At 72.2% G+C, this 12,002-nt stretch carries 13 protein-coding genes; 11 read left to right on the forward strand and 2 right to left on the reverse strand.

Features of this window, described 5'->3' with window-relative positions:
• Positions 1-33 precede the first annotated feature (33 nt).
• Positions 34-1,356: a glutamyl-tRNA reductase gene (locus DEJ29_RS00615; RefSeq protein ID WP_111095571.1), complete on the reverse strand. Its 1,323-nt coding sequence runs from the start codon at positions 1,354-1,356 to the stop codon at positions 34-36.
• 38 nt (positions 1,357-1,394) lie between these two features.
• Between DEJ29_RS00615 and hemE the strand changes: the two genes are divergently transcribed.
• The 11 genes from hemE to hemL all read left to right on the forward strand — a co-directional run bounded on the left by hemE (position 1,395) and on the right by hemL (position 11,260).
• Positions 1,395-2,531 carry a uroporphyrinogen decarboxylase gene (hemE, locus tag DEJ29_RS00620; protein WP_111095572.1) on the forward strand — a complete coding sequence of 379 codons (1,137 nt, stop codon included), beginning with the start codon at positions 1,395-1,397 and terminating at the stop codon, positions 2,529-2,531.
• Positions 2,528-3,844: a protoporphyrinogen/coproporphyrinogen oxidase gene (locus DEJ29_RS00625; protein WP_258375992.1), complete on the forward strand. Its 1,317-nt coding sequence runs from the start codon at positions 2,528-2,530 to the stop codon at positions 3,842-3,844. The genes hemE and DEJ29_RS00625 overlap by 4 nt, the downstream gene beginning before the upstream one ends.
• 100 nt (positions 3,845-3,944) lie before the next feature.
• A complete protein-coding gene (locus DEJ29_RS00630; RefSeq protein ID WP_017887727.1) occupies positions 3,945-4,199 on the forward strand; it encodes a hypothetical protein in 255 nt (84 codons plus the stop codon).
• Positions 4,196-4,654: a phage holin family protein gene (locus DEJ29_RS00635; RefSeq protein ID WP_071404474.1), complete on the forward strand. Its 459-nt coding sequence runs from the start codon at positions 4,196-4,198 to the stop codon at positions 4,652-4,654. The genes DEJ29_RS00630 and DEJ29_RS00635 overlap by 4 nt, the downstream gene beginning before the upstream one ends.
• 41 nt (positions 4,655-4,695) lie before the next feature.
• The gene (locus DEJ29_RS00640) at positions 4,696-4,926 is read left to right on the forward strand and encodes a DUF3618 domain-containing protein (RefSeq protein WP_027467026.1); all 231 of its coding nucleotides are present in this window, start codon (positions 4,696-4,698) and stop codon (positions 4,924-4,926) included.
• 68 nt (positions 4,927-4,994) lie between these two features.
• The gene (gene hemQ, locus DEJ29_RS00645; protein WP_181422600.1) at positions 4,995-5,762 is read left to right on the forward strand and encodes a hydrogen peroxide-dependent heme synthase; all 768 of its coding nucleotides are present in this window, start codon (positions 4,995-4,997) and stop codon (positions 5,760-5,762) included.
• Positions 5,759-6,991, forward strand: coding sequence for a ferrochelatase (locus DEJ29_RS00650; protein ID WP_110863600.1), 1,233 nt, complete (start codon positions 5,759-5,761; stop codon positions 6,989-6,991). Before hemQ ends, DEJ29_RS00650 begins: the two co-directional genes overlap by 4 nt.
• Entirely contained in the window at positions 6,988-8,040 is a 1,053-nt protein-coding gene (hemC, locus tag DEJ29_RS00655; RefSeq protein WP_258375993.1) for a hydroxymethylbilane synthase, read from the forward strand. Before DEJ29_RS00650 ends, hemC begins: the two co-directional genes overlap by 4 nt.
• 258 nt (positions 8,041-8,298) lie before the next feature.
• On the forward strand, positions 8,299-8,880 hold the full coding sequence (locus DEJ29_RS00660) for a uroporphyrinogen-III synthase (protein WP_258370482.1): 582 nt from the start codon (positions 8,299-8,301) through the stop codon (positions 8,878-8,880).
• Positions 8,877-9,932 (forward strand): porphobilinogen synthase, encoded by a 1,056-nt coding sequence (gene hemB / locus DEJ29_RS00665; RefSeq protein WP_258375994.1) that lies wholly within the window; start codon positions 8,877-8,879, stop codon positions 9,930-9,932. The genes DEJ29_RS00660 and hemB overlap by 4 nt, the downstream gene beginning before the upstream one ends.
• Complete coding sequence (gene hemL, locus DEJ29_RS00670; protein ID WP_111095575.1) at positions 9,929-11,260, forward strand: glutamate-1-semialdehyde 2,1-aminomutase; 1,332 nt, start codon at positions 9,929-9,931, stop codon at positions 11,258-11,260. Before hemB ends, hemL begins: the two co-directional genes overlap by 4 nt.
• 48 nt (positions 11,261-11,308) lie before the next feature.
• On the opposite strand, the gene DEJ29_RS00675 is transcribed toward hemL, so the two are convergent.
• Positions 11,309-11,974 (reverse strand): hypothetical protein, encoded by a 666-nt coding sequence (locus DEJ29_RS00675; RefSeq protein WP_111095576.1) that lies wholly within the window; start codon positions 11,972-11,974, stop codon positions 11,309-11,311.
• Positions 11,975-12,002 lie beyond the last annotated feature (28 nt).

Here is a 12,002-nt window from a genome sequence, read left to right on the forward strand (position 1 = left end):
GCAGCGTGGGTGGTTGCGGGCCTGTCTGGAGGCTCAGCTCGCGTCCGCCTGGTCGTCGCGATCCGAGGCGGTCGGGTCCAGTGCCGTGCGGTCGGCCAGCGGGACGACGGGCGACGGCAGCTCCGGCTCGGCCTCCGGCCGGACGCCGTACAGGGAGTCGATCGCCCCGACGAACTCCTCGCCGCGACCGGCGCGACCGAGCTCGCGGGCGCGGACCGAGGGACGGTGCAGCAGGACGCCGACCAGGTGCCGGAGCGCCCGCTCGGTGTGCTCGACGGACTCGCCGTCGGCGTCCGCGCGGCGCTTGGCCCGCTCGATCTCGTCGTCGAGGATGTCGAACACGTGCTTGCGGAACGCCACGAGCGCCGGGGTCGTCGACTGCTCCATTGCCTGCGCGCGGAACCGGGACACCGCGTCGTCGACCATCGCGCGGGCCTCGGACTCGGCGTTCAGCTCGGAGATCGGGGCGTGGATGCTGATCGTCTCGAGGTCGAGCAGTTCGACGCCGTCGACGCCGGCGGCCGCGGGGTCGACGTTGCGGGGGAGCCCGAGGTCGATGACGATGCGGCGGACCCCGTCGTCGAGGTCGGCCGGTGCGACGACCGGGACCTCGCTCGAGGTGCAGGTGATCAGGACGTCGCTCTCCCCGATGGCCTGGCGCAGGTCACGGGCGGCGACGAGGTCGTGCTTGGCGGCGAACCACGGCGCCCGGCCCGAGGGCGAGAACACCTGGATGTTCGTGGCACCGCGGTCGCGCAGGGCCGCGATGGTGGTCGCCGCGTAGCTGCCGGTGCCGACGAGCAGCACGCGGGTGCGGGCCCAGTCGGTGACGCGCGACGACGCGAGCTCGAGGCCGAGGCGCACGAGCGAGCGGCCGGCGGCACCGATGCGGGTGCGGGTCTTGACGCCGCGCGAGGTGTGCGCGGCTTCCTGGAACAGGCGCTCGAGGTCCGAGGTCGTGGTGCCGTGGGACCGGGCGTCCTCGAGCGAGCGACGGACCTGGCCGGAGATCTCGGTCTCGCCGACGACGACGGACTCCAGTCCGCTCGACACGGCGAACAGGTGCTGCACGACGTCCTTGCCGCCCAGGACGTTGACGGAGTCGAGCACCTCGGTGGCGTCCAGGTCGCTCGCGGCGGCCACGGCCTGCACGGTGGCGGAGACGGCGGAGTCGCTCTCGTCGCCCGGGATATCGAGGTACGCCTCGAAGCGGTTGCAGGTCGCGAGGACCACGGCACCGTCCAGGACGCCGGCATCCGTGACGAGTCGGCTGGCTGCCGCGGGTGCACCGATGCTCAGTCGCTCCAGGAGATCGAAGCTGGCGTTGCGATGCGACGCCGTGAGACAGATGAGCACGTAGCCAATGGTAACGCGCTCGATGGGACAATCATCCGGTGACCGAAGCGACGACCACATCACTCCCCGACTCCCACCCCCTGGCATCAGGGCGGACGAGTGGTTCCCGCCTGGTGCGGGCCCTGCGGGGTGACCGTCCGGAGACGCTCCCGGTCTGGTTCATGCGGCAGGCCGGTCGCTCCCTGCCCGAGTACCGGGAGCTTCGGATCGGCACAGCCATGCTCGACGCGTGCCTCGACCCGGAGATGGCGTCGGAGATCACCCTGCAGCCGGTGCGCCGGCACGGGGTCGACGCGGGCATCTTCTTCAGCGACATCGTCGTGCCGATCAAGCTCGCCGGCGTGGACGTCGAGATCGTCCCCGGTCGTGGCCCGGTGCTCTCGTCGCCGATCCGCACCCCCGCCGACGTCGACGCGCTCGAGCAGCTCGACCCCGCGGCCCTCGCCCCCATCGAGCAGGCCGTCCGTCGCACGGTCGAGCAGCTCGGCGACACCCCGCTGATCGGCTTCGCGGGGGCGCCGTTCACCCTCGCCGCCTACCTGGTCGAGGGCGGCCCGTCCAAGGACCACATCCGCGCCCGCACGCTCATGCACGCCGACCCCGAGACCTGGTCGCGCCTGCTCGCCTGGGCCGCCGAGGTGTCCGGGATGTTCCTGCGAGCCCAGGTGCTCGCCGGGGCCTCGGCCGCGCAGCTCTTCGACTCGTGGGTCGGGTCGCTCTCCCGCGCCGACTACGTCCGGTCCGTCGCGCCGCACTCCGCCCAGGCGATGTCGCACGTCGCCGAGCTCGGGGTGCCGCGCATCCACTTCGGCGTCGGCAGCGGCGAGGTCCTGGCCGACATGACGACCTTCGGCACGGACACCGTGGGCGTCGACGCGGTCGGGGTCGACTGGCGCCTGCCGCTCGACCAGGCGGTCCAGCGCGTCGGCACCGGGGTCAGCGTGCAGGGCAACATCGACCCGGCGATGCTCTCGGCGCCGTGGGCTGTCCTCGAAGCGCACGTCCGCGACGTCGTCCGTCGGGGTGGCGTCGCACGGGCCCACGTCGTGAACCTCGGCCACGGGGTCCCGCCCGAGACCGACCCGGACGTCCTGACCCGGGTGGTCGAACTGGTCCACTCGCTCGGCGACGGCCGCGCGGACGACGGTGCAGCGCAGGACGGAGCCGGCGCGTGACCGACGTCGTCGTGGTCGGCGGCGGGGTCGCCGGGCTCGTCACCGCCCGTGACCTCGCCGAGGGCGGCGCCCACGTGGTGCTCGTCGAGTCCTCGGGCGAGCTCGGCGGCATGATCCGTCGGCACACCGTCGGCGGGATCGACCTGGACATGGCGGCGGACTCCTTCGCCACCCGCACGGACGCCGTCGGCCGCCTGGCGATCGAGCTCGGGCTCGGCAACGACGTCGTCGCCCCCGACCCCCGCGGCGCCTGGCTGATGACCCGCGACGGTCGGACCTCCTCGATCCCGGCGACCGGGCTCCTCGGTATCCCGAGCACCCCGATGGCCGCGGACGTGCTGGCCGTGGTCGGGCAGAAGGGCGGCCTGCGCGCCCAGATGGACTCGCTGCTGCCGGCACCGGTGGGCGCCAAGGCCTCGTCGCTCGGCGAACTCGTCCGCCGGCGCATGGGGGAGCGGGTGCTCGACGACCTCGTGGTGCCGATCGCCGGTGGCGTGCACTCCACGCACCCCGACCAGCTCGATCCCGACCGGGTGGCTCCGGGCCTGCGTGCCGCACTGCTGCGCGAGGGCTCACTCGCCCGAGCGGTCCTGTCGCTGCGGGCACGCGCGGCCGCCGGCACCCCGGTGCAGGGGATCCGCGGAGGGACGGTGCGCCTGGTGGACGAGCTCGTCGCCGACATGGAGACCTACGGGGTGGACGTCCGGCTGCACACCCGGGCGACCCGCATCGAGGCGCACGCGGTCGAGATCGTCAGCGCCGACGGCACGACCGAACGGCTGCCGGCCCAGCACACCCTGTCCTCCGTCGCCGACCCGGAGCGCACCGCCGCCCCCGACCGGACCGGTATCCAGCTGGTCACGCTCGTCGTCGACCAGCCGGAGCTCGACGCCGCCCCGCGTGGCACCGGGATGCTCGTGCACCCCGATGCTCAGGCGGTGTCGGCGAAGGCCCTCACGCACGCGACGGTGAAGTGGCCGTGGCTGGCCGACGTGGCGGGCGGACGCCACGTCCTGCGACTCAGCTACGCGACCACCGGGACGGACCCTGCGGGCGTCGCCACGAGCCTCCCGGTCGACCCGACCGACCCCGTCGGCAGCCGTGCCCTGCAGGACGCGTCCACGCTGCTCGGTGTGCCGATCACGGCCGACCGCGTCAGCGGCGCCGCACGCGTCGGCTGGTACGGACCGGACCTCACCGCGGCCGGGCTGGCCGAGGGTGTCGTCGGCATCGGTGAGGCCTCGACCGGACGGGGCCTGGCCGGGATCATCGCCGCCGCTCGGAAGGCAGCCGACCAGATCCTCGGTTCCTGAGCGGACCGCGCAGCCCCTGAGGGCTACTGTTGGTCAGACCGCCGGACGTATTCCGTTCGGTGCATGACCACCGCACAACCAATGCACGGAGGAATCGCACATGCGCGGAAAGCTCCTGTTCGTCGCCGGCGCCGCACTCGGGTACGTCCTGGGGTCGCGAGCCGGACGGGCGCGGTACGAGCAGATCAAGACCGTCAGCGGCAAGGTCTGGAACAGCAACGGCGTCCAGAAGGGCGTGCACGTCGCCGAGGACTTCATCGCCGACAAGACCCCGGACGTCGCCGAGTTCATCGGTGAGACGACCAAGAAGGCCGTCCGCAAGGTCGGCCAGAAGAAGGACACCACCACCTCATGACCGACACCCGCGATCGCAAGTCGCGTTCGCTGTTCGGCCTGGTCGGCGACGTCCCGAAGCTCGTCAAGGGCCTGGTCAAGGGCGAGATCGACCTGCTCAAGGCCGAGATGCTCGCGAAGGCGAAGATCTTCGGCCTCGCAGCCGGCCTGCTGGTCGGTGCGCTCGTCGTCGTGCTCTACGCGATCGGCGTCCTGCTGACCGCAGCCGTGATGGGCCTCGCGACCGTGATGCCGGCGTGGCTGGCCGCACTGGTGGTGGCCGTGGTGATGCTGATCATCGCCGCGATCCTCGGCCTGATCGGCTGGAAGCGCCTGAAGAAGGGCCTGCCGATCACGCCGAAGCGCACGATCGCCAGCGTCAAGGACGACATCAACGCGGTCAAGGGCCTCGGCAAGAAGCCGACCCCGCCGACGCAGTACGGCAGCCGCAAGCCGGACGTCGACGGCCGCTCCTGAGCGCCGACAGCCCCGACAGCCGCACCACCGACGGAGGAACCGTGACCGACCCGCACGACGATCTCGCTGCTCGCGTCGCCGCGACCCGCGCCCAGCTGTTCGACACCCTCGACGCGATCGAGGACAAGCTCAACGTCCCGAAGCAGATCGGGATCGCGGCGTCGAAGTTCAAGCGCGGCCTCGACGAGAAGCCGGTGCCCTACCTGGCCGGTCTCGCAGCCGGCGTAGCGGTGGTCGGGGGTATCGTCGTGATGGTGCTCCGACGGCGGTAGACCGCCCGAGCGCGGTCCACCGGATGCGGGGCGGCCAACACCCTGGCAACCGATAGGACAATGGATCCATGAGCTCCGACGCGCCCACGAACACCGGGCCCGTGCCCGCGCACGACCACCCCCACACGGAACCCGCCGAGACCGGTCAGCCGGACTCCGGGATCGACCCGAACCTGCTGACGGCCTACGCCCTCTGGGCAGTGTTCCGCCGGCCCCTCGGCCCGGTGCACCGCGTCGGCGACGACGCCGTGGCCGAACTCGACACCGTGATCGCCAGCGCCGCCGAGCGCGGGGTCACGATCCGTGGCTTCTACGACGTCTCGGCCTTCCGTGCCGACGCCGACGTCATGGTCTGGCTGCACGGCGACGACGCACAGGCGATCCAGGCCGTGCTGCGCGAGATCCGTCGCACCGGCCTGTTCCAGGACGCCGAGCCGGTCTGGCACGTCATGGCCATGCACCGCGAGGCCGAGTTCAACAAGCGGCACACCCCCGCGTTCCTGCGCGGCAAGGACCCCGAGGCGTGGATCACGGTGTACCCGTTCGTCCGCTCCTACGAGTGGTACCTGCTGCCGGAAGAGGAGCGCTCCAAGATGCTCCGCGACCACGGCGTCGCCGGCGCGAAGTACCGCCGCGTGCTCACGAACACCATCGCGACCTTCGCCCTGAGCGACTACGAGTGGATCCTGCCGCTCGAGAGCCCGGACCTCGTCGACCTGGTCGACCTGATGCGCGATCTCCGCTACACCGAAGCGCGCATGCACGTGCGCGAAGAGGTCCCCTTCTTCACGGGTCGTCGCGTGACGACCGCCGAACTCCCGGAGGTGCTGTCATGACCGACACCAGCATGATCACGAACGGCCAGGTCCTCGCCGCCACCCCCGCGGCGGCGTCCGGTCCCGAGCACGTCGAGACCCCGACCGCGTACGACGCGATCCTGCTCGCCGGCTTCGGTGGCCCCGAGGGACAGGACGACGTCATCCCCTTCCTGCGCAACGTCACCCGCGGCCGCGGGATCCCGGACGAGCGTCTGGAAGAAGTGGCGCACCACTACCGCCACTTCGGTGGCGTGAGCCCGATCAACGCGCAGAACCGTGCGCTCAAGGCCGCGCTCGAGGCCGAGCTGGCGTCGCGCGGCATCGACATGCCGGTCCTCTGGGGCAACCGCAACTGGGAGCCGTACCTGGAGCAGGCCTTCACCGAGGCGGCGGACAAGGGCTACACGAAGCTCGTCGCCATCGCCACGAGCGCGTACTCGTCGTTCTCGAGCTGCCGGCAGTACCGCGAGGACTACGCCCGCGTGCTCAACGAGACCGGTCTGATCGACACCATCCAGATCGACAAGGTCCGCCAGTTCTTCGACCACCCGGGCTTCGTCCGCCCGTTCATCGACGGCGTCCGCGACGGCATGGCCCGCGCGATCGCCGAGAACGAGGGCCTCGACGTCGCGACCGAGCTGCAGGTGCTCTTCTCGACGCACTCCATCCCCTCGACCGACGCCGCCCGCTCGGGCCCCGACTACCGCGGGTTCGACGAGCACGGCGCGTACGAGGCGCAGCACCTGGCCGTCGGCGAGGTCGTCCTCGACCAGGCCTGGGCCGAGCTCCTCGAGCAGCCCGAGCACGCCCACCTGCAGGGCACGTCGAAGCCCGCCTGGAAGCTCGTCTACCAGTCGCGCTCCGGCCCCCCGACGCAGCCGTGGCTCGAGCCCGACATCAACGACTACATGAACGAGGACCTCAAGGGCGGCCCGACGCGTGCCGTGCTGATCGTCCCGCTCGGCTTCGTCAGCGACCACATGGAGGTCATGTGGGACCTCGACGAGGAGGCCACCGAGACCGCCGGTGAGCTCGGCTTCTGGTCGCTCCGCACGCAGACCCCCGGCATCGACCCGGCCTACGTGTCCGGTCTCGTCGACCTGGTGCTCGAGCGGGTCAACGGCACGCCCAAGGCCGAGCGCCCGCACATGACCGACATCGGCCCCTGGTACGACGTGTGCCGTCCGGGGTGCTGCGAGAACGTGCGAGCGGGGTTCAAGCCCGCCGCCGCGGGCGTCGCTCCGTGACCGACACGACCGTGAACGACCCCAGCGCCACAGGGCCCGACGGACCGACCCCGATCCGGCTCGGCACCCGTGCCAGCCGGCTCGCGGTCGCGCAGTCGCAGGACGTCGCCGACCGCCTGGCGAAGGCGGCCGGTCGGCCCGTCGAGCTCGTCACCGTCACGAGCGAGGGCGACACGAACCGTGCCTCCCTGGCGTCACTCGGCGGCACCGGTGTCTTCGCCAGCGCCCTGCGTGAAGCCCTGGTCGCCGGTGAGGTCGACGTCCTCGTGCACTCGCTCAAGGACCTGCCGACCGCGCCGTACCCGGGCCTGACGATCGGTGCCGTGCCGAAGCGTGCGGACGCTCGTGACGTCCTCGTCGCCCGGAACGGCGCCACCGTCAACACCCTGCCCGAGGGCGCGAAGGTCGGCACCGGTTCGCCCCGCCGTGCCGCGCAGCTCCGTGCGCAGCGCCCCGACCTCGACGTGATCGACATCCGCGGCAACATCGACACCCGCCTCGGCCGGGTGGACGACGACCTCGACGCCGTGGTGCTCGCCGCCGCCGGCCTCGGGCGCATCGACCGCCTGTCGGCCGCCACGGAACTGCTCGACCTCGGCTTCTGGCCGAGTGCTCCCGGACAGGGCGCGCTCGCGGTGGAGATCCGCTCGGACGAGACCGATCGTGGGCTGCTCGCCGCACTCCGCAAGATCGAGCACGCCCCCACCCGCCTGACGGTGACGGCCGAGCGCGAGGTGCTCGCCAAGCTCGAGGCCGGCTGCTCCGCTCCGATCGGTGCGACGGCCGTCGTGGACGCCGAGCTGCTGCTCGTGTCCGCTACCGTCTACCGCCCCGACGGCACCGAGTACCGCACCGCGTCGCACGCGGCCGTGCTCGACGGTTCGGCGCAGGAGCGTCTCGACGAAGCGCTCGCGGTCGGTGGCCGTGTGGCGACCGAGCTGCTCGAGAACGGCGCTGCCGACCTTGCCGACCTGGCGACCACCGTCGCAGAGGACACCACGGACGGGCCGTACACCGCGGGCCCCGGCCTCGCGACGCCGGCCGAGTAGGCGGTCACCACGGAACCCTCCACCACCGCGACGGACGAGGCGCGACCCCCGGTCGTCCTCGTCCCGCGTGGCGGTGCGTGGGGGGACCGGGTCGCCGAAGCGGCGCGGGCCCGAGGGCTCGCCCCCGTCGTCGTCCCCCTCATCACGGACGCTCCGCCGTCCGACCCCGTCGCCCTCGATACTTCGGTCCGCCGCCTGGTCGCCTCCGGTGCGGCCGGGAGGAACGGATCGCCGAATTCCATCGGGGACCGAACCCCTGTGGCTGGTTACGCATGGGTGGTGGTGACCAGTGCGACGGCCGTGACGGTCCTGTCGGAACGCGTGGCGGGCCTCCCGGCCGGGGTGCGCGTCGCCGCGGTCGGCGAGCCGACCGCCCGTGCCGCGCGCGCTGCGGGCTGGGTCGTCGACCTGGTGCCGGACGAGACGTCCGCGGCCGGCCTGGTGCAGGAGTTGCCGGACACCGACGGCACCGTGCTGTTCCCCCGCTCCGAGATCGCGGCACCCACGCTCGTCGACGGCCTCCGTGCCCGCGGCATCGACGTGGACGACGTGGTCGCGTACCGTACCGTGGGGACCGGCGACGAGCCGATCACCCTCGAGACGGCGCCCGCTGCGGTGCTCGTGACGAGCGGCAGCGTCGCCCGCGAGATCGCCCGCCGGATGACCCCGCTCGACCCCCGCACCATCGTGGCCTGCATCGGCCCCGGGACCGCGACCGACGCCCGTGCGGCCGGTCTGCCCGTGCACGCGGTCGGACGCACCCGGTCCGCAGAAGCCCTGCTCGACGCCGTCGTCGAGGCACTGAACCCAACCACCCCCCACCAGGAAGGTCACCCGTGACTGGACGCTTCCCCCAGGTCCGCCCCCGTCGGCTCCGCGCCACCCCCGCGATGCGACGACTCGTGGCCGAGACCCGGCTCCACCCGGCCGAGCTCGTGCTGCCGATGTTCATCCGCGAAGGCGCGACCGACGCCGTGGACATCTCGAGCATGCCCGGCGTGCAGCAGCACTCCCTCGACTCGTTCCGCCGCGCGCTGGTCGACGCCGCGTCGGTCGGTGTGGGTGGCGTGAACCTGTTCGGCGTCCCGACCACGAAGGACGCCGAGGGCTCCGGCGCGACCGACCCGGACGGCATCCTCAACGTGGCGATCCGGGTCGCTCGGCAGGAGGTGGGGGATGCGCTCGTGGTGCAGTCCGACCTGTGCCTCGACGAGTTCACCGACCACGGACACTGCGGTGTGCTGGCCGCCGACGGCTCCGTCGACAACGACGCCACCCTGCTGCGCTACCGCGACATGGCGGTCGCCCAGGCCGAAGCCGGTGCCGAGCTCGTCTGCATGAGCGGCATGATGGACGGCCAGATCGCCGCCGCACGTGACGCCCTCGACGGCGCGGGACACAGCGGCACCGCGCTGCTCGCCTACGCCGCCAAGTACGCCTCGGCGTTCTACGGTCCCTTCCGCGAGGCCGTGTCGTCGTCGCTCGTCGGTGACCGCCGGACGTACCAGATCGACGCCGCGAACGGTCGACAGGGGCTCCGCGAGGTCGCGCTCGACGTCGACGAGGGCGCCGACATCGTGATGGTGAAGCCCGCGATGAGCTACCTCGACGTGCTCGCCGAGACCGCTGCGACCTCGCCTGTGCCGGTCTGGGCGTACCAGATCTCGGGCGAGTACGCGATGATCACCGCAGCAGCGCAGAACGGGTGGATCGACCGCGACGCCGCCGCGATGGAGTCGCTCGTCGGCATCAAGCGCGCCGGTGCCGACGCGATCCTGACCTACTTCGCCGTCGACATCGCGCGGAAGCTCAACGAGGAAGCGGGCCTCCGCAACTCGGGCAGCACCGCGGACGTCGCCGGCATCGCCTCGACCGGGAAGGCCCCCGAATGACCACGAACGACCAGCTCTTCGGCCGTGCCAAGAACGCGATCCCGGGTGGCGTGAACTCCCCGGTCCGCGCCTACGGGTCGGTCGGCGGCACCCCGCGGTTCCTGGTGTCCGCGAAGGGCGCCTACGTCACCGACGCCGAGGGTCGCGAGTACGTCGACCTCGTCGCGTCGTGGGGCCCCGCGATCCTCGGGCACGCCCACCCCGGCACGGTCGAGGCCGTGCAGCAGGCCGCCGCGCGCGGACTGTCGTTCGGGGCGTCGACCCCGGGGGAGACCGAGCTCGCCGAACTCGTGAAGCAGCGGGTGTCGGTGGACGGCGACGGTCCCATCGAGAAGCTCCGCATGGTGTCGACCGGCACCGAGGCCACGATGACCGCGATCCGACTGGCCCGCGGCTACACCGGTCGCGACCTGCTCGTGAAGTTCGCCGGGCACTACCACGGGCACTCGGACTCCCTGCTGGCCGAGGCCGGCTCGGGCGTCGCGACCCTGGCCATGCCGGGCAGCGCGGGCATCACTGCCGAGACCGCCGCGCAGACCCTCGTGCTGCCGTACAACGACCTCGACGCCGTCCGCCGGGCCTTCGACGAGCACTCCGAGCGCATCGCCGCCGTCATCGTCGAGTCCGCCGCCGCGAACATGGGCGTCCTGGCACCGGAGCGCGGCTTCAACCGTGCACTGGCGCAGATCACCCGCTCGTACGGGGCGCTGCTCATCGTCGACGAGGTCCTGACCGGGTTCCGCGTCGGTGCTGCCGGCTGGTGGGGCGTCGAGGCGTCCAAGGTCGTGCCGGACGGTGCCGGGTGGAAGCCCGACCTCATCACGTTCGGCAAGGTCATCGGCGGTGGCATGCCCCTCGCCGCACTCGGTGGACGGCGCGAGGTCATGGACTTCCTCGCCCCGCTCGGGCCGGTGTACCAGGCGGGCACCCTGTCGGGGAACCCGTTGGCCGTCGCCGCCGGCATCGCCACGCTGCGGGCCGCGACGCCGTCCGTGTACGAGTCGCTCAACCGCACCGCTGCGGTCATCTCCGCGGCCACGTCGGAGGCCCTGTCGGCCGAGGGCGTCGCCCACACCGTGCAGCGCGCCGGCAACCTGTTCTCGTTCGCGTTCACCGAGCAGGCACCGCGGAACTACGACGACGTGCGGGCACAGGACGTGTTCCGCTACGCGCCGTTCTTCCACGCGATGCTCGAGGCCGGGGTGACCCTGCCGCCGAGCGTCTTCGAGGCGTGGTTCGTCACGGCCGCGCACGACGACCGCGCCGTCGGACGGATCCTCGACGCCCTGCCCGCGGCCGCGAAGGCTGCTGCCGCCGCGACCGTGTGACGGGCGCGGAGGCTGCTGCCGCCGCGCCCGCGTGACGGGCGTCGGGGCTCAGGAGCAGTCGGCCTTCGTGAAGGTCGTGTCGACGGTCTTCGACGAGCCCTCGAACTTGTAGGTGTACCGCATGTCGACGTCCTCGTCGAGGAGCTTCTTCGTCTCGCTGTTCGAGCAGAGGTTCGGCCCGACGGCGTCGCGGATGGCCCCCTCGGTGATCGAGGCCGGATCGACGTTCGACGACACCGTGTAGTCGTAGTGGATCGCGGCGCCCTCGGCCTCGATACCGGTCCACGTCGTGACGGAGTCGACCTGCTTCGGCAGGTCGCTCTGCTCGCGGATCTGCTCGACGGCCTTCGAGACCTTCTCTTCCGTGGAGTCGCTGAAGGCTGCGTTGAGGCCCTGGCGGACGAGGAACGCCACCACCACGGCGACGACGACGCCGAGCACCGAGATCAGGACGCGCTTGCCGCGGGAGGACGACGACTTGGGCGGGGGTGCGTAGGGAGCGGCACCGGCGGGGGAAGCCTGGGCGTACGGCTGGCCGGCGGGCTGCTGCTGGGCGTACGGCTGACCGGCGGGCTGCTGCGGGTACTGCTGGTTCGCGCTGGGCTGCTGCTGGGGCTGGCCGGCGGGCTGCTGCGGGTACTGCTGGCCGGCGTCGGGCTGCCCGCCGTTCGGCTGCGGTTCGGACCCCGGGTAGGGCGGCGGCGTGTTCGTCATGGTTCCCCCTGGTGACGGTCCGCGGCGT

The sequence above is a fragment of the Curtobacterium sp. MCPF17_021 genome (assembly GCF_003234605.2).
GTDB lineage: Bacteria > Actinomycetota > Actinomycetes > Actinomycetales > Microbacteriaceae > Curtobacterium > Curtobacterium flaccumfaciens.

Excerpts from the sequence above, each read along its gene's own strand:
- DEJ29_RS00630 (WP_017887727.1), top strand. The coding sequence starts at position 3,945 with ATGCGCGGAAAGCTCCTGTTCGTCGCCGGCGCCGCACTCGGGTACGTC.
- DEJ29_RS00635 (WP_071404474.1), top strand. The coding sequence starts at position 4,196 with ATGACCGACACCCGCGATCGCAAGTCGCGTTCGCTGTTCGGCCTGGTC.
- hemQ (WP_181422600.1), top strand. The coding sequence starts at position 4,995 with ATGAGCTCCGACGCGCCCACGAACACCGGGCCCGTGCCCGCGCACGAC.
- DEJ29_RS00650 (WP_110863600.1), top strand. The coding sequence starts at position 5,759 with ATGACCGACACCAGCATGATCACGAACGGCCAGGTCCTCGCCGCCACC.
- hemL (WP_111095575.1), top strand. The coding sequence starts at position 9,929 with ATGACCACGAACGACCAGCTCTTCGGCCGTGCCAAGAACGCGATCCCG.
- DEJ29_RS00675 (WP_111095576.1), bottom strand. The coding sequence starts at position 11,974 with ATGACGAACACGCCGCCGCCCTACCCGGGGTCCGAACCGCAGCCGAAC.